The following is a 22,353-nucleotide window of genomic DNA, read 5'->3' on the forward strand; positions in this document are numbered from 1 at the left end:
CTCCGCTAGATTAGATTTTGTTCAATGGTTAACTTCCGCACTTCTTCCTTAGTCAGAGGGATCTCACCTTCAGAACTATAGGTACCGGGTTTCGGTCGGCTTGCCTTCTTATAGGTTTTACTAGGGGCAAACGGAGAAGGAACAATATATACATCCGGTAATTCATAAGCACTTAATGATTCGTCATAGGTCATCAGTTCTTCATATCTTTTTTCACCGGGCTTTAAGCCGATTTCAACGATATCCACCGGTGCCGGGTCAAGCCCGTATTTCTTCGGCGTTTCTTCTGCAACAATCTCTGCCAGGTCCTTAAGCTTAATCACAGGCATTTTCAGAATAAAGGTTTCTCCGCCTTTCGATAATTGCAGGGATTGGATGGTAAGTTTCGTCGCCTGCTCCAGTGTCATCATAAATCTTGTAATGGATAGATCTGTTACGGTGATAGCCTTGCCTTCTCTGACTTGCTTAACGAATAACGGTATGACCGAACCTCTGGAGCCGAGTACATTCCCAAAGCGCACCGTACAGAACACCGTTTTTCCCCTGCCCTTTGAGAATTCTGCAGAGGAAATCAGCTTCTCAGCGGATAATTTTGTGGCTCCATAATTGTTTGTCGGGGAAATGGCTTTATCTGTGCTTGTAAACACTACTTTTTTTATGTTTTGCTGTTTCGCTGCTTTAATCACGTTATACGTGCCGATAATATTCGTAAGTACAGCCTCAAAAGGGTTGTATTCACAAAAAGAAACATGCTTCATTGCTGCTGTATGGAACACGTAATCCATATCCTCCATCGCACTTAACACACGGTCATAATCACGGATATCGCCAATCCAGTAACTTAACTTCGAATTTCGGTTCACTTCATTTTGCAGCTCGAATTGTTTATATTCATCTCTGCTAAATATCCGGATCACTTCAGGATCCTCTTGCAAGATATGCTTCACAATGTTTTTTCCAATGGTGCCGGTTCCGCCAATAACCAGAACTTTTTTATTCTTGAAGAACATACCTCTCCTCCCCCCTCTTTATTTATTCAGGATTTACACGGGTCAAATCGCTGATCAAAGCTGTAAGCTCCTTGCCGGAGTGTTCTGTTGTATAGGATTGTTGTAAAAACTTACGCTTCACGTCTTCGTAATTGAATCTCTCTGTTTCGCTGGAAAAATATAATGAGATCGTTTGTATTAATTCTGCGGGATCGTGCTGAATATAATTATCAAGGGTATTGTAATAATCGTATTCACGGTTCGCTTGAATGAAATGATAGACAAAAACCGGTTTATTCATTAATAAGCCTTCCAGAGCAACAGTGGATAGTGAAGATATGACGCCCTCTGAATTCAAAATCAGATCACGTATATCAGTTTTCCTATCTTTAATCACATGTACAGAGTTCGTTTTGCTTTCCAAATTCGTATAGAGTGAAATCAATTTTTTGGATAGTTCCCAGGGATGAGGCTTAATGAGTAATTGAAATTCCCCACCCGCAACCAGCTCCGTGATTAGCGCAGCTATCTTTTGTGCATCTAATTTTGGCCCCGTAGCCAGCAGTAATGTAGTTTTATTGGGGTCAAGCCCATATTCCTCGTAAAATGAATCATTGGACAGCCGTTCAGAAGTGAAAATTTCATCATACCGGGGGTGACCGGTTACAGCGATACGATTTTCCTCCAGACCTCTTGCCATGAACCATCTTTTCTCATATTCGCCATAGACCCCCACATGACTGGAGAAAACAGGGATAAAGGCTTCCTCCCCCATCAATATCCCGTGCTGCAAACAAATACTGGGAATCCCCCTCATCGCTCCAACGACCGCAAGAGACCGGCTCCCTACATCTTCTGATGTGCCTATCAATACAGTGGTTACGGGAATCTGATCATAGAGATTACTAACCGTTTCTATGGCATCTACAATACCGGGAATCCGCTTCATGAACGTATCGGTAAAAAAAGCATTCCCAAACGCCGGATGTCCTTCTTGTTCTGCAAAAATGGAAGCTGCCCTTCGGGTTAACTCCTCAGATGCAAGACTTGTGTCACTCTTAAAGCCGCCAATCCATACATTAGGAATCCCGAAGTATTCAGGTGCTCTGGAACGCGACAGAATGAGGGTGCGGTCCCTGCTGAAATACTCACTTAATCGTTTCTCCGGAATTCTTGTGTAATCTAAATTAATTAATATCTTTCCATCTGCATTCGCCTGGAGCGGCTGCTTAAACGGAGCTGCCAGCTTCTCAAAAAAAGGTTGAATCTCCTCTGGTTGCTTAATCCGGGAATCGTTCAGTTTCATCTCAAACCCCGTCTGCTCCATATCGCTACGAAGTTCATCATTAATTTGCTGATAGAAATTCGTCATAAGCGCCACCGGTATGTTTTTGTATTTCAAATCCTTAAACACGTTGATGAATTCACTATAAAGAGACCAGTAATGGGCTAGATAGATAGACACTCCGTTTGATCCCTCCTTAGGTGATGATTTTGGGCAGTTCACTTGCTTTCTTTTTCATGGCTCTCAGATCTTCTCTAAGCTCTTTGCATGTTCTTTGAGGCGGCAGCATTTGTATAAATTGACTCTTTTCCTGCTGCTGCAGCTGATGATGGATGGATAGCTCTGTTATATAGTTATCATCCAAAACCTCCTCTATCGGATAGAAATCCCAGAAATGATTGAGCCGCCAAAAAAACCGGGCATCCCCAATGCGGTAAAATTCCGGATTCTCATCCCAATAAGATCCGAACTTTTCTTGGATGACCGGAAGAATGGAGCTTCGATGCATGACCGAGCAATGATCGATCTGGCAAGGGGCTACCGGGACCACTCGCTTTGCCGGTCTTAATTGTTGTTTGGTGACCTCATTCTTCTCATTCAAATAATTGACTAAGGACGCGGAATAGACAATCATGACACTCGGGCTCCGCTCTAAATAATCTACCATTTGTTCCAGTCTAGTATTTCTATAACAGTTATCATCTGTTGCATAGGAAATATACTCCCCCGAAGCGTGTAGTAAGGCTTCATTGATTAGAGCAGCATACCTGACCTTCTCCACCCTTTGGCCCATGGTTTGAATATTGCTCTGATAGAATTTGATTCTCTTATCCTTTAGAAATGGCTCAATGACGGTAAGGGTTTCTGAATTCGAGTTATCATCCATCAGGAAGAGTTCAAAGTCGGTAAACGTCTGATTTAGAATCGATTGAATGGATTTCGCGATATATCCAGGCTTATTGTAACTGGTCATGATTATGGATACCTTTGCCAATATAAGACCTCCCTTGGTGCTGCTTACTTGCTATACTATGTTTCAATCATCAAAAGGTAATAGGTTAGAAAACTATATTTACTAATAACTGGTAACCAGCACAACAATAAAACGCTTAACAGTTATCCTGCTAAGCGTTTTATAGGTACCCGGATTTATTGTTTGGATTGAACCTTCATTAACAAATGACCGATTCGATGCTGAAAGGTGTGTGAAGTCAACACGCGTTGTCTTGCTTGTCTGGCTATTTGTTTGCGTTCTTCGTCGTGTGCAATATAATAATGAACCTTCTCCAGTAAATCATTCTTATCTATGAAAGAAACCATTTCCTTCCCGTCCTCAAAATGATTTCCCAGCTCTTCTTTAGCATCTATAAGTTGAAAGGCTTCACAGCTGGCTGCATCAAAGGTGCGGTTGTTGATACTCTTGGCCATAATCCCCATACGGTTCTTATTGTATTTCTCATCAGAGGGGCGGTGAATATTTAGAACGATCGTCGAACCATTATAATATTTCACTACGGTTTCGGGCTTTACCCAGGCATTCACTAAATGAATATGCCCATTTATATGTCTGTTCCATTCCATATGATGTTTTCCCCACCCCCGCCCAACAATCTGGATCGGATAGTCTGTACTCTTTAATAACCATTCAATAAGCTCAATCCGATTACTGTAGGGTACTCCTACTAAACCAATATCACTTGTAAACTCCTCAGAGACTAGTGTGGGGTGAAATATTTCCGGATCTGTCCCCAGCGGAAGATGATACACACAGGGATGTCCAAGGCTTGTATATTGTTCCGCAGCAGCCTGATCGATGGTAAAGATGTAGTCAAAATAAGCGGTGAGCGGAAGGGTCCAATCCATATAATAAGGATCTTCCGTCATCCAGACGGCTGACTTCACATTTGTTTGTCTTAAGAACTCTAGTATAGGTTTGGGGATTTTCAGACCGGCCATAGCCAAAATTAGATCGGGCTGTAAAGATTGTTCCATTTGTTGTAATGCATGCAGATCATTTCTCAATCTGAAAGATTCACAATAGTGACCTGCATTCTGAAATGCTTCCATTATACTCCGTTCAAAGAAGTTATAAACGGCCCGAAAACCTGAGGTTATAAAAAGAATTCTCATGTTCTCCCTCCCTCATAAACCGGACAAATTCCAGTTAACAGGACATTGCCACAAGCATAAAATAAAATAATCCATATGATATTTTATTAATTAGTGGAGGTGTAATATGGCACATACCTTAGTTGAATTCGTAAGAAGTGTCCAGACGAACCTGGACAATGGAGTAATTGTTCCAATTAATGCAACACCAACGTTAATATTAGAATTTGGTATGAATGTTCCGACTGCAACCAACTTCATAGAACTCACTACTACAGTAGGCTGGCAGGCGATGAACGTTTTCGTTACACCACCAGAAAAGCCAAAGCTCTTACTTCAAGTCTTTATGGATGGAGTCGTTGTAGGCAGCGCTGAGCAAGAGTCCATTTCCTACGATGAAGATGAAATCCTTGAAATGACCACAGCGTTCCATTCCATTCTTACGAATGTATCTGTAGGCTTTCATGTAATTCAAGTGTTTGCCTCAAACCCGGAGGATCTCCAGGGAGACATCACCATAACCGGTCCAGTTAATATCTCGGGAAGAGTTTACGCGCCTGCATAAACTTTTTAAGCTTAACCGTTCTAATACTCAAAGTAAAAACTCCTTTATAGAAGTCTGGTTTGTTTTAGGACAAACTAGACTTCTACCGTAGGAGTTTTTTTTCGAATCGTGAGATAAAGGATATGAGACCTTAAATATACTATTCATGCGAGTGGCTGAATATGTTGGGCAGTGGATGATTTAAAATGGTTAGTTAATTATTCCGCACCCGCTCAACCCGTTCAATAAGCTCCTGAATCACCTCATCCGGTGACCGTTCGTTCATCCAGGTCTGGCCGAACATCTGGAATACTTTCACCATCGGGAAGTCCTCCCAGAAGCCCACGAACTCCTCGTTAAGATATACCTTATCTATGACGTGCTCATTCATTTCATTCAGGCACTGCTCCAATACGGCTTTTGCGGCGGGATCACTCACCCATTCACTGAGAAGGCTGAATTTATGGAACGTGATTTCTTCTTTTCCGAAGTCACAGTGCAATCTTCCCGTAATCCGGATGTCCTTGGACGAGCTGCCCAGCAGAATCTGAAAGTATCCTGTGTCTGCAGCCCAACGGTTGTACTTGGTATTGAAGTATGAAAAATCTCTTTCCTCCAGCTCAAAGACGATCGTCTGTTGTTCGCCCGGATCAAGCTCCACCTTGGCAAAGGCCTTCAGCTCCTTCTCCGGCCGGGTCCACTTGCATTCTTCATCGTGTACGTACAGCTGAACGACTTCTTTCCCTCTGCGCTTGCCTGTATTGGTGAGCTGAAAAGATACTGTGACGCCAGTCCCGTGCTGCACCAGATCCAGGTCTGTATAAGCAAATGAAGTGTAGGACAGGCCGTGTCCGAACGGGAATTGCGGGGCCAGCTCTTTACGATCGTAGTAACGGTAACCCACGAACAGGCCTTCGCGGTAATACAGCTTGCCGTTCTCTCCGCGGATGCGCATGTGCGACGGGTTATCCGCCAGCTTCACAGGGAAGGTCTCCGACAGTTTGCCTGAAGGATTGGTATAGCCGAACAATACCTCTGCTATGGATCTGCCCATGCCTTGACCCGACAGCCAGGAATGGATGACGGCTGGAACATGCTGCACCCATGGACGCATGACCAGTGCCGAGCCGCTGCTGGTTATCACGATACATTTTGGCTGAACAGCGGCAACCGCTTGAATCAGCTTGACCTGGTGCTCCGGAAGCTCGATGCCCTTCAAATCATGCATTTCCGATTCGGCATATTCCGGCTGGCCTACGAACAGTACAGCCACATCGGCGTTCTTGGCCAGCGATACACTTTCCTTAATAAGCTCTTCATTCACAGAATCATCTTCCGGATATCCGGCTGTATAATTCACAGTAGCCAGAGTACCTGCCAGCTCTTTGATTTCCTCCAAAGGGATATCCACTCTTGTAGGGGTTACCTTGGCACTGCCGGCCCCCTGGATTCTCGGCTTCTTCGCAAAACGTCCGATTACCGCAATCGCCGAAGCTGTTTCCGGCCGCAGCGGGAGAATCGCGTTATCGTTCTTCAGCAGCACGATGCTTTCGGCCGCCGCTTTACGGGCCAGCGCATGGTAATCGGCATCCACTTTTTCCACAGCTTTGTTTCCGGTAACCCGTTCAACCAGCTTCAGGATACGGCCCACACTCTTGTCCAGCTGCTCTTCGGATAGCTTTCCGTCCTGAACCGCCTCTACTATTGCTTTGGCATTGTAGTGGGCAGGGCCCGGCATTTCAAGGTCCAGTCCGGCATTTAGCCCGCGTATCCGGTCATTAACGGCTGTCCAGTCGGACAGGACAACGCCGTCGTAACCCCACTCTTCTCTGAGAATATCGTTTAACAGATGCTCATTCTCGCTGGTATAGGTTCCATTCAGCAGGTTATAGGAGCACATAACCGTCCAGGGATCGGATTTCTTGATGATCCGTTCAAAAGCACTCAGGTAAATTTCGCGCAGCGTCCGCTCATCGATTTCCGAGCTGGTCACCATTTTCTCGAACTCCTGGTTGTTGCCTGCAAAGTGCTTAACCGAGGCTCCCACACCTTCGCTTTGGATACCATTAATGAAGGCCGCCCCAAGCTCGCCCGTCAGGCAGGGATCCTCCGAATAGTATTCGAAATTTCTTCCGCCAAGCGGTGTTCTTTTCATATTGACGCCCGGTCCGAGCAGCAGCTCTACCTCCATCGCCTTGGACTCCCGTCCAAGCGCCACACCTACCTCATGCAGCAATGCTGGATTCCAGGAAGAGCCGATCGCAGACCCTGTCGGGTAACAGGTCGCCGGAACATTCTCCGTTGTAATTCCCATCTCTTCATTACTGTTTGTCTTGCGTATACCGTTGGTTCCGTCATACATATGAACAGGCGGGATATTTAGCCGCTCGATCCCTTTGGTCATCCACATATTCAGTCCCGCACAAAGCGAGGCTTTTTCGGTAAGGGTCAATTCCTTCAACAATTCATCAGGTGATTTATTCATGCTGCTCCATCCTTTATTATCAGATTAATTTTCCTGTTCCTTTTTCAGCTCCTGGGCATCATACAGCTTGAAAAACGGGAACCATACAGCAAACACAATCAGCAGAACCACCGCCAGCAGAATTAGTCCGTTAAATCCGCTCATCAGATAGGTAGACAGCCCGATCGGGGTATACCACAGCTGGAAGATTTGGCTCGGAATCCGGACCAGCCCCATATCGAGGACGATATACACGAGAATCGGCGTAACCAGTCCATTAATCCACATTGGAACCATAAGGAGCGGATTGAACGCAATCGGCGCCCCGTACACAACTGGCTCATTAATATTGAACAAGGACGGAAGGATGGTCGCTTTGCCGACAGACTTCAATTTTTTGGACCGGGCCAGCAGGAACCAGACGACCAGAGGCAGAGTGGCTCCCATTCCGCCGATACCCAGCCAGCCGGAGAAAAAGGTTTCGAACGTATTGATGTTGACCGGATCCTGTCCGGCTGCGACGAGGGCTGCATTCTGTTCAATGGCAGGGATCCATATGGCGTACCAGATCGGAGTCATCACCCATGGGCTTACGCCGAAGGAATACAGCACCACGCCGATAAAGTTGAACAATACAAAGCCGGTCAGACTTTGACCCATGGCATTGATGGGCTCGAACACATTTACAATCAGTGCAAAAATATCGAAGTGAAGCGGATATACCAAAACCCATCCTGTAGTTAAGATCAAGGCAATCGGCACGAGAAAATCGAACCAGTCCATAATAAATTCCGGAAGGGAAGAGCCTTTTTTGAAGAACGAAAATTTCTGGCAAAGATTCATAACAAGAGCAACAAACACACCGACCAGGAGTGCCGTAATCATCCCCGAAGGCCCAAACCGTTCCAGAATGAACTGGATGGTTCCGTCTTCATTTAGGGTCGGGTTAAGCAGCATCACGAAGAGCGATACCCCGCTCATTCCCGCCAGCAGCTTGATTTTGTGGCGCTCTCTTTTTTCCATGACTGTATACGGCGTTAAAAAAGCAATAAACATCCCCAATAACCCGAAGCTAAAGGTCGTGATGGGTGTAAGATCCGGCATCCCCGGAATGAAATCCTTCAAGATTGAAATGAGTGTGATAATCGAGCCGATAAAAATCATCGGAATCGCCACCATAATGGCTTCCTGAATGGAAGCAACCCAGAGATTATTCGTAAACGCCTCCAATCTAGGTGCAAACGATTCTGTCATCCACTTCATGAAACGCTTCATCTAAATTCCCCCTGTCTTTCTCTTAACTGCTACAACCCTAGTATAGAGATTAATGATACCGTTTTCTTGTTGTAACTTGCCGCATCCGGGTTCGTATTTTGCCTACTTCCTGCCTCTTGTACTAGCTTGTCTGCTTCGACCCAAAATAAACAACAAAAAACACCCCTTCATCAGAAAAGGGATGTTTGCGCGGTGTATTTTCCAATTAAAACTGCCTTTCGAGCTGGAGCAGCAGCACCCCATGAGGCGGGAGTACAATTTCTTTGCACCAGCTTTCCTGCCCTACAAGCTCTGTCCGGATGACCGGACCGCTTCTGCTGTTTAAATACTGAATTTCGTCCTGTGTTAAAAAATCAGGCGCGCCCATAGTCATCCACTCATCGAATACCGACCCATGCTCCCGGTCCAGCCGATAGCTGGTGCATTTATAGGGTCCTGTGAGCCGGGTAAGATTGATCTCAAAGGCTTTGCTGCCTTTTTCCTCAAATACATCATAGCGGGTTGAACCGGATAGCTCCGACCAGTCTCCATTCGCAAACAGCTGATCCACATGCACGTAGTGATAGAACAGAAACTGCAGGCTTCCGTCGCTTTTCCGGGTAAAGGTGTAACCATCCCCCTGCATCAGCAGCTCGTCACCCAGCTTCTGCATTAGCTCAAACGCATAATACCCTGGCTTCTTCAGCCCATCGCGGTTGATCAGGCCAAAGCCTCCATAGAACGGGGAAGCCGGAACGACGCTTTCTTCAAAAACATCGGTAAAAGACCAGTAGGCCATCGCCTCCACGTCCCCGAGCGTATTCATCGTCTGGTAGATGACAAACGGGGCCATAAACATCGTATCGTGAAGCAGGTTCCGGTCATACAGCGAAAAGTTCCACTCGGTAATGTGAAGCTCAACGTCACTGTAACGTGCCTCATTCATTTTTTGCCGCACACGGTCAATGCTTTCTTTGAAAAATGCCGGGGGCATGATCCGGGTCAAACGGCCTTCATCCGTTTTTAGCTTGGGGTATTCCGAATAAATATGGAACGAAAAGAAATCGAGCGGCACTTCCCGCGAGCTGCAGTAAGCTAAAAAGTCTTCTGCCCAGGTATCGTTCCAGATGGAACCGTATCCCATGGCGGGACCGCCTGCTCTCAGCTCCGGCAGCACCGATTTAATCGCATGAACGGTAGATTCGTAAAAAGCGAAGTACTCTTCCTTGCTGCCCGCCCAGCAGACCCCTGCCAGATCAGGCTCGTTCCACACTTCGAAATACCACTGCTTCACCTCATCCGCCCCGTAACGGTTCAGACAATGACGGATGAAGGCCCGGACCAGCGCTTCCCACTTGGCGGGATCTGACGGCGGACTGATATTGCCTCTCCACCAGAACAACGTTTCTTTGGACCTCGCCAGCTGGCCCGGCATAAAGCTCAATTCAACGAATGGCCGGACTCCCTGCTCCAGAAGGAAATCATACAGCTTGTCCACATAAGACCAGTTATAGACCGGTGTGCCATCTTCATTCTCACTGTATACCATCATCTCATCATTAAAGATGCCGTGAAACCGGATATACCGGAACGGGATTGTCCCCTTCAAGGCAGACAGCTGCTTCCGCCAATCCTCGCGCAGTCCTTCTACAGCTCTTCCGGCTGTCGTGGTGATATTCCAGTGCTTTTTATAAAAAGCCGGCGGCTGATCTGTGCGAACCTCAATCCGCTCGGGGGCAGCCGCAAGAGCAGCCGGCAGCGGAACGCTGGACTGATCCGCATCCGTTTTGACGTCCAGGTAGCGGTACAGTGCTCCTATGGCGTTCATCGTGTCCATCTCATAATAATCTCCGCTTGAGGATTCCTCATACGTTTTGGGCTTGCGGTTCAGATTCAGCCGGTGCGGTTCCGGTGCGAGCGAGGCTTCCCGGTATGAGCCCGGCGTACAGCCGTATTTTTCCTTGAAATATTTGTTGAACAGCTTTACATTGGCAAATCCGCAATCCAGGGCAATTTCAGAGATGGTCTTATCGCTTTCTGCCAGCTGGAGCTGGGCCTTTTCCAGGCGGATAAGCGTCAAATACTTTTGAAAGGGAATCCCAATTTTGTCCGTGAAGAAGTGGGAAAAATAATGCAGGCTTAAATGCTCGGAATCCGCCATAGCCTGCAGCGTAATCTTCTCATTGTAGTGGCGGTCGATGTATGTGAGGACACTGTTCAGTCTTTTATAATCGTTATCCTTGCTTCCTTCTGCCACCGCCGGATTCGTCCCGTCTGCAAAATATCTCAGCAGGCATCCGCATAACAGCTGTAATCTGCCTATCGTGTAGCTGTGATAACCCGGCGATTTCTTGTTAATCTCCCAGACCATTTGCGCAAGATTGTGCTTGATGCTGTGCAGCCGCGACTGGTCCTGCCCGGAATCCCCGGCAGAGTTGCAGGAGATGAACGCATTATTATTCAGCAGCTCCGGGCCGAACTGCAGGGTTAACAACACATTATCCTGATGGGTCCGCTCAATTTTGTGAACCGACATACTGTTTATCACGAGAATATCATCTTCCTGGAGCGTATATTGCTTCTGGTCCAGATACATGTTAATCGAGCCATGGAGAACATACAGGATCTCAACTTCCTTATGCCAATGAAAATCAATATGCTGTACGGAATTCACGAAGAGCTTCATCGGCAGATCGTCCTGATGCTGAATAAATTCGTATAAATAGCGAATCGTCTGCTCCCCCCTTCATACCGCTTATTATAGACAGATCGATTTTAAGTTATCAATATGAGGAGGGCTTATGCGCGTAACACCAAAGGTTGACGAAAAAAGAGCAGCACCCTCGGATATCATCTCTCCGCAAGGACTGCACCTATATTACGTTACTCTTCTGCCAACAGAGCATACTGCCCCAGAGAACAGTCGTAATGACTTCCCCTTCAAAAAAAGCTCGGCCCTCATGATACTCCCAAATTAATTGTTTGGAGTAAGTAATCAGATCTTTTTTAAATTCCAATTTTTAAAAGAAAACACAAAAAAACCTTGATTTCTCAAGGTTTTCACTGTACTGCCGAGGACGGGGGTCGAACCCGTACGGTACTCACGTACCGCAGGATTTTAAGTCCTGTGCGTCTGCCTGTTCCGCCACCCCGGCATAATATGTGCGTTGTAACGCGACAAGAAATATAATATCACGTATCCTTCAAACACGCAATCTAAATTCCGATGTTTTTTTATTTATAGCAAAAGCCCGTTCCGGATTAGCCGGACGGGCTTTGCTCTGTAAGGCTTAGGATGAGCTAGCGGCGGTCACGATCAGTGCTTCTGCTGCGCATGCCGGCCAGCCCCAGGAGGCCGACTAAGCCGAGCCAGCCCCAGTTCGAGTCGTTGTCATCATTGTTGTTGGCATTGGTGGTTGTACTGGTGGCCCGGTATCTGCCGGTCTGCGTTGTGTTGTTCAGCGGAGAGACCCTATTGTTATCGCCCGGAGTGACCGCGTCCCTCACCATGTTCTCGCCTTTACGCATGGTTCCTGTGGTCTGATTCATCATGGTATTGCCCTGATTCATCAGATGGGTACCAGTACCGTTCATCTCACGTACTCCTTGTGTTCTTGTGCCGGTTGTTCCGGTATCGGGAACCGCTGTGCCCATTCCTCCGCCAGTACCAGCTGCATTGGCTGCATAACCGGATCCCAGCAGGCTAATGGATAACACGGTACCGCATGCCAGGCTTGTGATCAGCTTCTTCAAGATGTATGCCCCCTTTGAGGATAGTGTGGTATCTCGCTGATAATTTCCCCACATCGTGCAACATCTATGCAAGCAATCCTTATTCCCTGACGAGGTTTACTGTCCTGTTCACCGGATCATAAGATACTTTGGCTCCAAGCGCCTCGGCCACTGCCCGTACAGGCGCGAAGGTTGTTCCGTTCTCGAGAAAACCGCTGGTAATCTTGACTCCATTCAATGTGACACTGATGGCCGGATCCGTCTCGCTGCCGGTTCCATTAATCAGGGCTAAGGCATCCTTCACCTGCTGTACCGTCGGCTGTTTACCGGCCCGGAGCTGCTCAGTGGTAAGCCCGAAGGTCATCTCCAGATGAGAATAGTCTTTAAAAGAAGTCCAGTCCCCGCCCCATGCGAAGCCGAGCTTCTTCGCCTCCTGCGCCACCTGCTGCCAGTCCGCAATCCTATCGTTATTCCCGTCACGGGAGGTATCCCAGGAAATGCTTTTCCCGTCCGGCAGAAGCAAGGCAAAATCAATCGCCAGACCATAATTGTGGTAGCTGCTGCCTCCTCTGGCATTAGTTACAATGTTTCCTTTCGTTGTCCGGCCTTGCGCATAAAGCGCATTCTGCTCAGCAATCGTCCGCATCCCCTGGGTAATGACGATCGGAATTCCTTTGGCGTAGCACCTTTGGATTAGCGCACTCGCACCAGCCAGCAGCACGGGATGAAGCTTGCCCAGCCAGCCTGCTGATTTACTCTTCACCTGATCTAAAGTCAGCATGTACTCACCCCCTGGTATAGTAAATGCCCCCTCTTCCCGCTTTGCTTGTACGGTTTCCCCGGGGTCAACGCATAGATGTCCAATTGAATGATTATCCGCAAAAAAGGCCACACTACCCGCGAAAGGTGGGATGAGTCTATGGACATTCACAGCGACAGCTACAAGGTAGCCGCACTAAGCGACCAGGAGAATGCGGTAGAGATTATCCGGCAAGCCGAAGCGGCTATTGCCCAAATCACCGGCAACAACGCCGTTACGCTAATTGCTTATGAGAAAACGGAAGCCTCCGCCGCAAAATAAGCCTCTAGACTATGTATACCTCTACGATGTCGTCTACGTTAATCCATTTCCATTCCTCTGCCCACTGCAGCTTAATTTCCCGCGAGTGGGTATGAATGGAGGTAACAAATCCGTTCAGCAGCTTGTTCCCAGAGGGATCATACAGAATCACTGTTACTCGGACATGCGTCCGCAGCGACAGCGCCAGCGTACACTCGATTTCCTCCACCTTCTGCGCATCCAGAATTAGCTGGCCGCGGCGCAGTGTCTCCAGTTCCTCATTGCTAATCCGGCGCTTATGCTCAGGCAGCATCATCCGGCTGTGCTCAAGCAGACCACGATCCTCCAGCTTTTTGCTCATTTTCCGTTCTCCTTCCGATTGGGTAAGGTCACTTGCGCTCCATAAAACACGAACGTATGTTTGTATTATATCCGTAGAGCTATCTTTTAATCAAGCAGAAAAAGCTGCCAACAGGTAAATAACTGTAGTGCTGCCAGGCTTCAGATTACATGCAAAAGGCGCGCACATGATGGTGTGCAGCGCCTTAATGGGGACTATCTTTTCACCAAAAAAATCTCTAATTCGCCGTATTGCCTGACTCTGAGCCTGTAACCGTAGAGGTACCGGCATTTGCCCCGCTCTTCTGGGCAGTATCTGCCGACCCGTCTGTCTCCGCCGCAGTTCCGGCAGCTGTTCCCAGCTCAGCCTCAGCAGCGCTGTCCTCCTCAAGCAGTCCTACAGCTACTCTCGCTTCATTCAGCTTGGAGATGCCGTACAGCATCGCCACATCCGCCTGCTGATTCAAAGCGTTGAACTCATCCGCAGTAACCTCAGGGGAAACTGCACCTTGCGAAGCCTGTTCTTTAATGGAATAGGCGCTTTGGAACGCAATTGCAGCATCCATAAGCAAGGTCTGGACATTCTTCGGCAGATTCTTGGAGATCTTCACATCCTTGACTTGATCGGCAATATCCGATGCTGTGTCCTGGAATTCATCGACCGCTTTCTCCAGTTCTTTGTCGGTGGCTTTTCCTGTCGAATAAGAAGTCAGTGTTGTATTGAAGCTCTCCAGAGAAGATTTGCCCATCTCATCGAATTTCGACATTTCATTGTAAAAGTTCTGTACAGTTTCCTGCACTTCTTCCTCAGAAGCAGGCGCAGAACTATCATTGCTGCAGGCGCTGAGGACAACGACCATAATAAGCAAAACTGTCAGTAAGGTTTTTCTCATTTCTAATCCCTCCACTTAACAGAATAATGGCGGGTTTTGTAAAGTGCAAATGAAATTTTATGTAAAAAAGACTCGAAATCCACATCCCCTATAAATAAAGCGCATTCATAGCAAAGAGACCTCCATAGTGACTGGAAATCCCTGCTATAATAAATATAATCTCATCCTGTAGTAAGAAAGGAAGATATCTATGCCTTATTGCACCAGCTGTGGCGCTGAATATAAGGAAGGCGCCAAATTCTGCGGAGAATGCGGAGCGGGTACGGACACCGCTGCTTCAGCGGCCCCGCGCCGTCCTGCGGGCGGCTCCGCCTCCGGGGGAGGCCCGGAAACCGAGCTCTGGCAGGGCAAGCCTGCCGGCCTCTCTGACCGGATCAAGGGCCTGATTGGTCTTAACACGACCAGATATACGATTACCAGCCAGCGGATTATGGTGAAGTCGGGACTGATCGGCAAAGATCTGGAAGAAATCGAGCTGCTGCGGGTTAATGACTTCTCGGTAGATCAGACCCTTTCGGACCGACTGCTCGGCATTGGGACTCTGACTGTATTCTCCGATGACGCCTCGTCCCCGCAGCTGCTTTTCCGCAAAATCCGCAAGGTGCTCACGGTTAAAGATGTGCTGCGCAAAGCGGTGCGTGACGAAAAAACTGCCAACAATATCAGCTACCGCGAACAGATTTGATTGCCGTTCAATCAGCAAGAATATAGGCCCCGGCTGGAATAATGACTTTTGGCTGGCTGGGGCTTTCCCACATCAGAACTGCTTTGGCATCGCCCTGGTTTTCGTAGTACTCTACTCTCAGCTCATGCAGCCTGCCGGCGGTCAGATTCACGCTGCCTTTTCGCTCCTGCCCGCTCTGCTTAATCCAGCTGTCAATCACCAATCCCCCGTCAATCCACACCCGGATGCCGTCATCCGAAGAAGAATAAATCGTATAGCTCTCGCTGAAGTCCGCTTTCAGCCAGCTGCTCCAGCGCACAGAGAAGTTGTCGGAGGCTACCACCGGATCAGGACTAGACTGTCTCCAGACGAAGTTGACCGCCGGATCTGTGCGAACCAGTACCGGAGCTCCGCTTAGTGTAATATTGTTAAAATACTCCCCTTTAACTCCCGCAGCAGTTGTTATTTCCGTTCCCGCAGCCTGGACCCTATATTCATCCCGTGTGATCACAAAACTGTTCTTCATATAAGCCCTGATCACAGCGTCCGTATTCTTTTCATACAACAGCTTGCCCCAGGTCATCTGGTAGGACCATTTGCTCTGGGATCTCGCAAGGACTGCCGGAGAAGGCAGCTCTCCGTTCTCCCCTATGGCGATCAGCTTGCCGCGTCCAAGGTCCCACAGTCCGTCATGGTGGCTTGCCTTGAAATCTCCATCGTAAATATCAAGGGCCAGTACATCTACCCTGCCGGCACCGGGATAGTAGTCCGCAGGCTCGCCCGACCACTGATTTTTGGCATTCGGACTCCATACCCACAGCAGATTGTGCAGTCCGTGAACCTCTGTGTACCGTTCGAACATAAGGTTCCACAGCTCGGAGAAGCGGCTTTTCTGCCCCCACCAGAACCATCCCCCGTTCATCTCGTGATACGGTCTCCACAGGACAGGAACACCTGCATTGCTCAGTTGTTGTAAAGACAGCGCCGTCTTGTCGAGATCTGCAAGCAGCGCAGTATACTGGACAGTTCCCGGAGTGATATATCTGGCAAAGTCAGCCTCGCTGAGACTCATGGAGACATTGGACCAGGCCGGAGCCGTCCCCGGCAGATTGGCATGATAGCTCATCGTTACGATTCCCCCGGCCTTATGCCAGCGAACGGCACTGTCCACCACCGCCTGCCGCTGGCCGGCAATAACCGCCTCTGTCTGGTTGCTGATGGCCCCCAGCTCATAGCCGTGAAGTCCGGGATAGAATCCTCCTGTATTCTTCAGCTTATTGCTGTACTCATCCGGACTCTCCAGATAATCATGCTGTCCGCTGATGATGCCTTTGCCCTGCAGCGAATACAGCTTCTTCAGCAAGCTCTTCGCCGGGGGCGCAAGAGCCGTATCGGCAGGTTCCATCACCAAGCTGCGGAAGGACGCCTGCCAGCGGATATCGTTCACCAGCCGTGACGCCGAGTCGAGCAGATCCCGGAGGATGCGTTGTTCCATTCTTCCCACCAACCTTTTATACCATTGTATGGGGACAACCGTGACAAGGACGCGGCGAATGTTGAGCATTCGGCAAAATATTCATGTTTTCAATATGTATAATTACCATTACGGCTATTGCTGTCACATACTGTCACTTACCTCGCATACCGAAGCGGCAAAAGCTCAAGAATATCCACTTTGGCCAGGGTCCCTTCCGCAGGTACAATCACCTTGCAATCCTTGGCGTAATCCGCGATCAGCTCCCGGCACATCCCGCATGGCGATACAACCTTGATCTCTCTATCCTCACTGTCCGGATCCGGGTGCCTTACGGCAACAATGGTGTCGAACTCCTGGTACCCCTCGGAAATCGCTTTACCGATAACCATTGCCTCGGCACATACGCTAACCCGCGGCAGATTTGCCTCCAGATGAACAGCTGTAAAAATCTCCCCCGTCTTCGTGCGCAACGCCGCACTGACATGATGCCGCTCCCATGCGTATCGTTTTCTGATAATCTCTTTAGCAGAAGCTATCAGGGTCTGGTCCTCAATCGAAATCTCAACTTCCATGTGCTTGTCCTCCTAAACGTTGTGCAATCCTTGTGCCTCATCGCAGGGTTCCGCCAAAACTCACTTCGTGGTAACCTTGTCCTAATTTAGTATACTAAAAGCCGTTTGTTTTAAGATATAATACTTAATAGACAGAGACTTTATGACCCCCACACCTTAGGAGGACCATGTGAAAAAACAGAAATTCATCTCCACTCTGATCATCATTCTACTGCTGGTCCTGGTGGCTTACTGGTTTGAGGAAAATAACCCGCCCGTCACGCCACCTTCTACAGATGACTCTGAAATTGTACAGCTGGAGTTCCCGGCAGACCGTTATCCCGAAACCGCCGAGCATATCCAGGAAGCGATTGAGAGCGGTGAATCAGCCGTCTGCACTATCAGCCGGGAAGATGCCGAAGAGAACCGCAAGGAATCCTTGTCCGGTGTGCCAACCAAGAAGGGCTACGACCGCGATGAATGGCCGATGGCGATGTGTGCCGAAGGCGGCAGCGGTGCCGACATTGAATACATAACACCCAGTGACAACCGCGGGGCCGGAAGCTGGGTTGGTAATCAGCTGGAAGATTATGCCGACGGAACCCGGGTAGAGTTCATGTTCAAGTAAACAAGAACCGCATACGTATGGAGTAGCCCCCTGCCGTCAGTATCGGCAGGGGGTTTTTGCAGATTCAAGGCTATCCACTCTCTGCAGGTGCTTCAATCGGTCCAGTGACCGCTGCCGGTGCCGGTCACTTTTGCCCCTGGCTCCGGACTTTCCCAGGCAATGAGAATTACCGCTGCCTCTACGGGCTGGGGCGGCTGCCATTGGATAAACCCCTGCAGTGCCAGCTCACGAAGGCCGGACATCACTTGAGCCTCCCTCCGCCCGCTAAGCCTAGCAAGCTCCTTAAGCTGCGGCATCCGCCCGAAGTGGCTTCTGAAGTGACACATAATCCGCAGCAGCTTGCGGGCAGTATCATCCAGCATGACGCGCCTTGGCCCGCCGCCAGGCCAGGATACTGCCGGTTCTGAATACCCTGGGACCGCCTGTAGTTAAGCAAGTGGCCCGCAGCAGGTCCCCTTTAATCCCGTGCACCTCCACGCTGCGCTGGGTGATTTTGCCCGATTTGTCCTCATAGATGATTTCAATTACTTGTCCGATCAGCTTTTCCAGGTCTCTTACCTTCACTTCAAGTCCCCCTTATCACACTTTTCCGAAATAATTATATGTATTATATGCGAACAAATGTTCTTTATGCAACATGATCGTGATAACACATAATACCAAGTGAAAGCCCCGCTTAGGCACTCTGCCTGACGGGGCTGCACTTACCATAAAATCCTTTAGAATATACAGGCTTTGGTGATAATTACCAGCAGAATGAACAGCACCAGAATGGCACTCGTTGAGGTCCATGGGCTTACAACCGGCATAACCGCCGGAGGTCCCTGGTTCACCCCGCCAACGTTATTTCCGCAACCGCAACCATACTCTGCACCCATAATTCATTCCTCCTCTGAGATATGAAATACATGAAACGTGATGCTCAAGTTCATCTCTTACACAGCACAGAATATGTTGCAGGCAGATCGGCAGTCTGGGCCAACCGGCAAACAATATCCGCTTCGCCTAAATAAACCGCTCGATTCAGACGATATACATTACAGGAAGGCTGGTAAACCAGGGATTTTAATAGGTCAGCATTCTCAAAAAAACGGGTTATAACCCATTCAGGAGGTACGAAATGGACATTGCCGCTCTATCCATTGCAATGAGCCAGGCGTCCTTACAGCAGGCTGTCGGGCTGCAGGTCATGAGTATTGCCAAGAATACCGCTGAGCTTCAAGGGCAGAATATAGCCCAAATGCTCCAGCAGAGTCCGCATCCGGCCCTTGGAAAAACACTTGATATTCAGGTTTAATTGCATTATGCTTAGATACATAAGAACATCAGTTCCGGTATGAATCCGGCAACTACTAGCCCCTTCGGGCTTTTCTTTTACCCCTAAATACGAACATACGATCTTATATTGAGGTGATTACATGCAGTCTTATTACCAAATGACCGCCCTGGAGAATTGGACCGAGGATTTATATCAGCGTTTGCAAGTGCGGCAGCCGTCGGACATATCGGTTAATTACATCGCCGAACGGCTGAATATCTGGGTTCATTATCTGGATGTACGCAGCAAGAGCATTGAGGCCTCTGCCGGGATGTACACCATGTTTTTAGACAACCGGCTCCCCCCCGAGCTGCAGCGCCTGGAATTTCTCCATGAGCTTTGCCATCTGCTCCGTCATGCCGGAAGCCGCAGTCTGATGCCCGGACACTTTACACAGGCTCAGCAGGACGAATCGGAGCGTTTTATTCTTTATGCGGCTATGCCCTACTCCATGATCTCTGCCAGACCGTTGCCGGAGCTGCGCGAGGATGCCATTCACTACATTGCCACAACGTTTCAGGTTCCGGAGGAACTGGCCATACAGCGGATTGACCAGATTCAGAGACGGGTGTTTCAGGGGCAATTGATGGCTGTGCTGGAAAGAAACGAAGACAGAAATCTCATCCATCACCGGCATATCCGGTAACTGCTTGTTTCCTATCCGCAAGTATTTCCCCAAAAAAATGACCCCGCCGGCGTCCGGCAAGGTCTATATCTATTACTAGGGGGTATGTGCTTACTATACAGCCTCCGGCTTAAGCCATTATGAAACCCAGCTGAATATGAGCTAAAATCTGTCCTGCTTAAACGGGATCGCCGGCATTTACAAACCTGTTTTCTTGCAGCATTGGTACCGCATAGCTGATATCTGCTTGGCAGCAGTACGTGACATCATCTTCATATCCGCGTTCCCGCAGTTCACGGCCGCTGGCAGATTCCCAGATCAAATCCCTGATCCGATGACCGGAGGACTTCACAGCGCCAATGCACACCTCAGCCTCCGGAGATTTCGTTCCGGCTAACCGGGAGAGAATCAGACCTGCACCCAGGTAATCCTCGATGCCCGGGCGCAGTTCATCCTCCCCCTCCATAACATCCGACCACTTCTCGCCGCAGGGGATTACCGTAATATTCACGTCCATTTCAAGCTTCAGCCGGTTCGCGGTATCTGCAACAGCAGAAGCATTTAACAGACAGCCGATAAGCAGAGCCGGCACTTGTGCTGCAATCCATGTACAGGCTGCTCCGTTCAAGGAACATAATACAAAGTCACGGGCATAGTCGGCTGAGCTGAAGGACAACGGCGATAAGGAGTGGCCCCCCACTCTTATAGCTTCTGATCTCCCCCAGACCATTTCGGCACCAAGCTCCTTGGCATAAGCTTTAGCGGTTTCATTAATCGGCGGAGGATACGGATAAATATTGGCTTTATGCTGAACCGCCGTTACTACCGTAGACGAGAAGCTAAGCACGTCAACAATAATCACAATGTCCCCGCGCTCTGCTGCTGCCCTGGCCCCTCTCCGTCCCCAGTCCAGCTTAATTTCATAAGGTGACTGATCAAAATACACAGGATTCCCTCCTTCCGGTTCTAAGAATTCTTCTCAATCCTTCAAAGAGGGAGTTACCCATAGATTGCTACTCCCAAACCGTCAATCGCCGGCTTTCTTTAATTATTTTTGAAACAGACGGATCTTGCAATACCTCAAGTTCACGTTCTATAACGGCAAAAAAAGTGACCCTACCGAACGTCCGGCAGGGTCAAGGTCTATTAACTGGGGGTCATGTAATTAATATATATCCCGAAGCTTAAACGAATCTGAAGCAGTGCTAAATGTTTGCTTAAGTTGCACTCCCAGGCTCTATACCCAGAAAGATTTAGTAATAATTACGAGCAGAATGAACAATACCAGAATTGCAGCACTAGAAGTGAAGGGGCTAGCATATGCTCCGCAGTTAGCTCCACCAACCGGACTTACATTTTCACCGTAACAACCCATTCTAAATTCCTCCTTCATAATTGAGTACACCATAGACTATGTAAATTAGCCGCTGCCTGACTGGGTGAATAGGAAATCATTAGCCTTCATCCGGACCGATCCGTAAGCTCTTCAGCGGAACCTCACATTTATCCGCAATCAGCGTATAAAATTCCGGAAAGCTCGGGTCCTGGGCATTAGGTATTTCTTCAAAGGTACGGATATATAACCCGTTAGCGGCCACTGCCGTTATAATATCGCCAACCGTCCATCCCCGCGTCAAAACCTTACCCAGTCCAGAACGCTCTTTTTCAGGAAGCAGTTTGGCAAAAGCTATTTCGCCTTCCCGGACCGTGTCGTCAAAATAATTCCCTGTCGGATGCTGGAGATTTACCGTTGTCCTCCATGTCCTGGCAAACGGATGAAAGTCCGTTAACATCAACCGGCCATTTGCGCCTAATCTTCTGCTGACCAAAGCAAAAATATCATTTAGATCTGTAAAATAATGCAAAATCCCAAACTCCATTAATACAATATCAAATTGGCCCAGCGTCTCTTCATCAGGGATATGCAATACATCTGAGCAGATATAGTTCAAAGGAATCCCCGCAGCAGCCGCAACCTCACCGGCATACTTACAGTTTTCCTCTGAAATATCGACCACGGTAACCTCAGCGCCCAACAGGGCTAACGCGATCGCCTTCTTGCCATGGGAACCCAGCAGATTGATTATTTTCTTTCCTGATGGATTACCAAGGTACTTTAACCAATAACGCAAAGGGTGCTGCGGGTCCATTTTTAATTTACTAGCCTGCTCTTCCGGAGATCCGTGATGCTCTACCCAAGCCTGATATGCCTTCGATTCCCAAGCCACCTTATTCGCACGTGCCAGTTGTTCCTGCATATAGTCCCCCTTGATAAAATATGGAATTATTTCCAGGCTACTAAGTTTACTACATTTTAGAGTCTTCATCCACAATCCCAAATCTGCTTAATATCACATCGTCTTATTTATACCATAAAAAAAGGCCAGCCCCGTAAGGATGACCTTGCCTGTTTCCATACTA

Annotated in this window: 24 protein-coding genes and 1 tRNA gene; 6 read left to right on the forward strand and 19 right to left on the reverse strand. The window is 48.5% G+C overall.

The genetic code is table 11. The annotated features are described in order from the left end of the window. Positions 1-5 precede the first annotated feature (5 nt). The 4 genes from QU597_RS20885 to QU597_RS20900 all read right to left on the reverse strand — a co-directional run bounded on the left by QU597_RS20885 (position 6) and on the right by QU597_RS20900 (position 4,404). Positions 6-1,010: an SDR family NAD(P)-dependent oxidoreductase gene (locus QU597_RS20885; protein WP_310829673.1), complete on the reverse strand. Its 1,005-nt coding sequence runs from the start codon at positions 1,008-1,010 to the stop codon at positions 6-8. Positions 1,011-1,032: 22 nt separating this feature from the next. Further along, a complete protein-coding gene (locus QU597_RS20890; RefSeq protein ID WP_310829674.1) occupies positions 1,033-2,454 on the reverse strand; it encodes a CDP-glycerol glycerophosphotransferase family protein in 1,422 nt (473 codons plus the stop codon). A 16-nt stretch (positions 2,455-2,470) separates the two neighbouring features. After that, positions 2,471-3,268 (reverse strand): glycosyltransferase family 2 protein, encoded by a 798-nt coding sequence (locus tag QU597_RS20895; RefSeq protein ID WP_310829675.1) that lies wholly within the window; start codon positions 3,266-3,268, stop codon positions 2,471-2,473. Between the two features lie 155 nt (positions 3,269-3,423). Further along, the gene (locus QU597_RS20900) at positions 3,424-4,404 is read right to left on the reverse strand and encodes a CgeB family protein (protein ID WP_310829676.1); all 981 of its coding nucleotides are present in this window, start codon (positions 4,402-4,404) and stop codon (positions 3,424-3,426) included. Positions 4,405-4,510: 106 nt separating this feature from the next. Between QU597_RS20900 and QU597_RS20905 the strand changes: the two genes are divergently transcribed. Continuing rightward, positions 4,511-4,948, forward strand: coding sequence for a hypothetical protein (locus tag QU597_RS20905; protein ID WP_310829677.1), 438 nt, complete (start codon positions 4,511-4,513; stop codon positions 4,946-4,948). 193 nt (positions 4,949-5,141) lie between these two features. On the opposite strand, the gene QU597_RS20910 is transcribed toward QU597_RS20905, so the two are convergent. From QU597_RS20910 to QU597_RS20935, 6 genes are all read right to left on the reverse strand, one after another. Then, positions 5,142-7,412, reverse strand: coding sequence for a beta-glucosidase family protein (locus QU597_RS20910; protein WP_310829678.1), 2,271 nt, complete (start codon positions 7,410-7,412; stop codon positions 5,142-5,144). A 24-nt stretch (positions 7,413-7,436) separates the two neighbouring features. Continuing rightward, a complete protein-coding gene (locus tag QU597_RS20915) occupies positions 7,437-8,666 on the reverse strand; it encodes a PTS sugar transporter subunit IIC (RefSeq protein ID WP_310829679.1) in 1,230 nt (409 codons plus the stop codon). A gap of 205 nt (positions 8,667-8,871) precedes the next feature. After that, positions 8,872-11,331 (reverse strand): GH39 family glycosyl hydrolase, encoded by a 2,460-nt coding sequence (locus tag QU597_RS20920; RefSeq protein WP_310829680.1) that lies wholly within the window; start codon positions 11,329-11,331, stop codon positions 8,872-8,874. 383 nt (positions 11,332-11,714) lie between these two features. Further along, positions 11,715-11,800: transfer RNA gene (locus QU597_RS20925), tRNA-Leu, on the reverse strand. Positions 11,801-11,945: 145 nt separating this feature from the next. Next, positions 11,946-12,398: a WGxxGxxG family protein gene (locus QU597_RS20930; RefSeq protein ID WP_310829681.1), complete on the reverse strand. Its 453-nt coding sequence runs from the start codon at positions 12,396-12,398 to the stop codon at positions 11,946-11,948. A 79-nt stretch (positions 12,399-12,477) separates the two neighbouring features. Then, positions 12,478-13,158, reverse strand: coding sequence for a M15 family metallopeptidase (locus QU597_RS20935; protein ID WP_206101427.1), 681 nt, complete (start codon positions 13,156-13,158; stop codon positions 12,478-12,480). Between the two features lie 138 nt (positions 13,159-13,296). Between QU597_RS20935 and QU597_RS20940 the strand changes: the two genes are divergently transcribed. Beyond that, a complete protein-coding gene (locus QU597_RS20940) occupies positions 13,297-13,458 on the forward strand; it encodes a hypothetical protein (protein ID WP_206101428.1) in 162 nt (53 codons plus the stop codon). 4 nt (positions 13,459-13,462) lie between these two features. Here the strand turns inward: QU597_RS20940 and QU597_RS20945 are convergent, their stop codons facing one another. Both QU597_RS20945 and QU597_RS20950 read right to left on the reverse strand, forming a co-directional pair. Beyond that, a complete protein-coding gene (locus tag QU597_RS20945; protein ID WP_310829682.1) occupies positions 13,463-13,798 on the reverse strand; it encodes a YolD-like family protein in 336 nt (111 codons plus the stop codon). A gap of 217 nt (positions 13,799-14,015) precedes the next feature. Further along, on the reverse strand, positions 14,016-14,669 hold the full coding sequence (locus tag QU597_RS20950) for a hypothetical protein (protein WP_310829683.1): 654 nt from the start codon (positions 14,667-14,669) through the stop codon (positions 14,016-14,018). Between the two features lie 190 nt (positions 14,670-14,859). Between QU597_RS20950 and QU597_RS20955 the strand changes: the two genes are divergently transcribed. Beyond that, the gene (locus tag QU597_RS20955) at positions 14,860-15,354 is read left to right on the forward strand and encodes a PH domain-containing protein (protein ID WP_310829684.1); all 495 of its coding nucleotides are present in this window, start codon (positions 14,860-14,862) and stop codon (positions 15,352-15,354) included. A 7-nt stretch (positions 15,355-15,361) separates the two neighbouring features. On the opposite strand, the gene QU597_RS20960 is transcribed toward QU597_RS20955, so the two are convergent. Continuing rightward, positions 15,362-16,828, reverse strand: a complete 1,467-nt coding sequence (locus tag QU597_RS20960) for a glycosyl hydrolase (protein ID WP_310829685.1) — start codon at positions 16,826-16,828, stop codon at positions 15,362-15,364. A gap of 137 nt (positions 16,829-16,965) precedes the next feature. Next, entirely contained in the window at positions 16,966-17,382 is a 417-nt protein-coding gene (locus QU597_RS20965; protein WP_310829686.1) for a cytidine deaminase, read from the reverse strand. 169 nt (positions 17,383-17,551) lie between these two features. Between QU597_RS20965 and QU597_RS20970 the strand changes: the two genes are divergently transcribed. Continuing rightward, positions 17,552-17,989, forward strand: a complete 438-nt coding sequence (locus QU597_RS20970; RefSeq protein ID WP_310829687.1) for a NucA/NucB deoxyribonuclease domain-containing protein — start codon at positions 17,552-17,554, stop codon at positions 17,987-17,989. Positions 17,990-18,081: 92 nt separating this feature from the next. Here the strand turns inward: QU597_RS20970 and QU597_RS20975 are convergent, their stop codons facing one another. The 3 genes from QU597_RS20975 to QU597_RS20985 all read right to left on the reverse strand — a co-directional run bounded on the left by QU597_RS20975 (position 18,082) and on the right by QU597_RS20985 (position 18,867). Further along, positions 18,082-18,351, reverse strand: a complete 270-nt coding sequence (locus QU597_RS20975; protein ID WP_310829688.1) for a LexA family transcriptional regulator — start codon at positions 18,349-18,351, stop codon at positions 18,082-18,084. Further along, the gene (locus QU597_RS20980) at positions 18,341-18,553 is read right to left on the reverse strand and encodes a hypothetical protein (RefSeq protein ID WP_310829689.1); all 213 of its coding nucleotides are present in this window, start codon (positions 18,551-18,553) and stop codon (positions 18,341-18,343) included. Before QU597_RS20980 ends, QU597_RS20975 begins: the two co-directional genes overlap by 11 nt. A 155-nt stretch (positions 18,554-18,708) precedes the next feature. Beyond that, complete coding sequence (locus QU597_RS20985) at positions 18,709-18,867, reverse strand: YjcZ family sporulation protein (RefSeq protein WP_206105362.1); 159 nt, start codon at positions 18,865-18,867, stop codon at positions 18,709-18,711. 242 nt (positions 18,868-19,109) lie between these two features. Here QU597_RS20985 and QU597_RS20990 point away from each other — a divergent pair, with 242 nt between their 5' ends. Continuing rightward, on the forward strand, positions 19,110-19,286 hold the full coding sequence (locus QU597_RS20990; RefSeq protein ID WP_310829690.1) for a YjfB family protein: 177 nt from the start codon (positions 19,110-19,112) through the stop codon (positions 19,284-19,286). A gap of 121 nt (positions 19,287-19,407) precedes the next feature. Further along, entirely contained in the window at positions 19,408-19,953 is a 546-nt protein-coding gene (locus tag QU597_RS20995; RefSeq protein WP_310829691.1) for an ImmA/IrrE family metallo-endopeptidase, read from the forward strand. Positions 19,954-20,110: 157 nt separating this feature from the next. On the opposite strand, the gene QU597_RS21000 is transcribed toward QU597_RS20995, so the two are convergent. Both QU597_RS21000 and QU597_RS21005 read right to left on the reverse strand, forming a co-directional pair. Beyond that, positions 20,111-20,878 (reverse strand): 2-phosphosulfolactate phosphatase, encoded by a 768-nt coding sequence (locus tag QU597_RS21000; RefSeq protein WP_310829692.1) that lies wholly within the window; start codon positions 20,876-20,878, stop codon positions 20,111-20,113. Between the two features lie 508 nt (positions 20,879-21,386). After that, positions 21,387-22,259, reverse strand: coding sequence for a class I SAM-dependent methyltransferase (locus tag QU597_RS21005; protein WP_310833371.1), 873 nt, complete (start codon positions 22,257-22,259; stop codon positions 21,387-21,389). Between the last annotated feature and the right edge of the window lie 94 nt (positions 22,260-22,353).

It is taken from the genome of Paenibacillus pedocola, from assembly GCF_031599675.1.
In the GTDB taxonomy this organism is placed as follows: Bacteria; Bacillota; Bacilli; order Paenibacillales; family Paenibacillaceae; genus Paenibacillus_AQ; species Paenibacillus_AQ pedocola.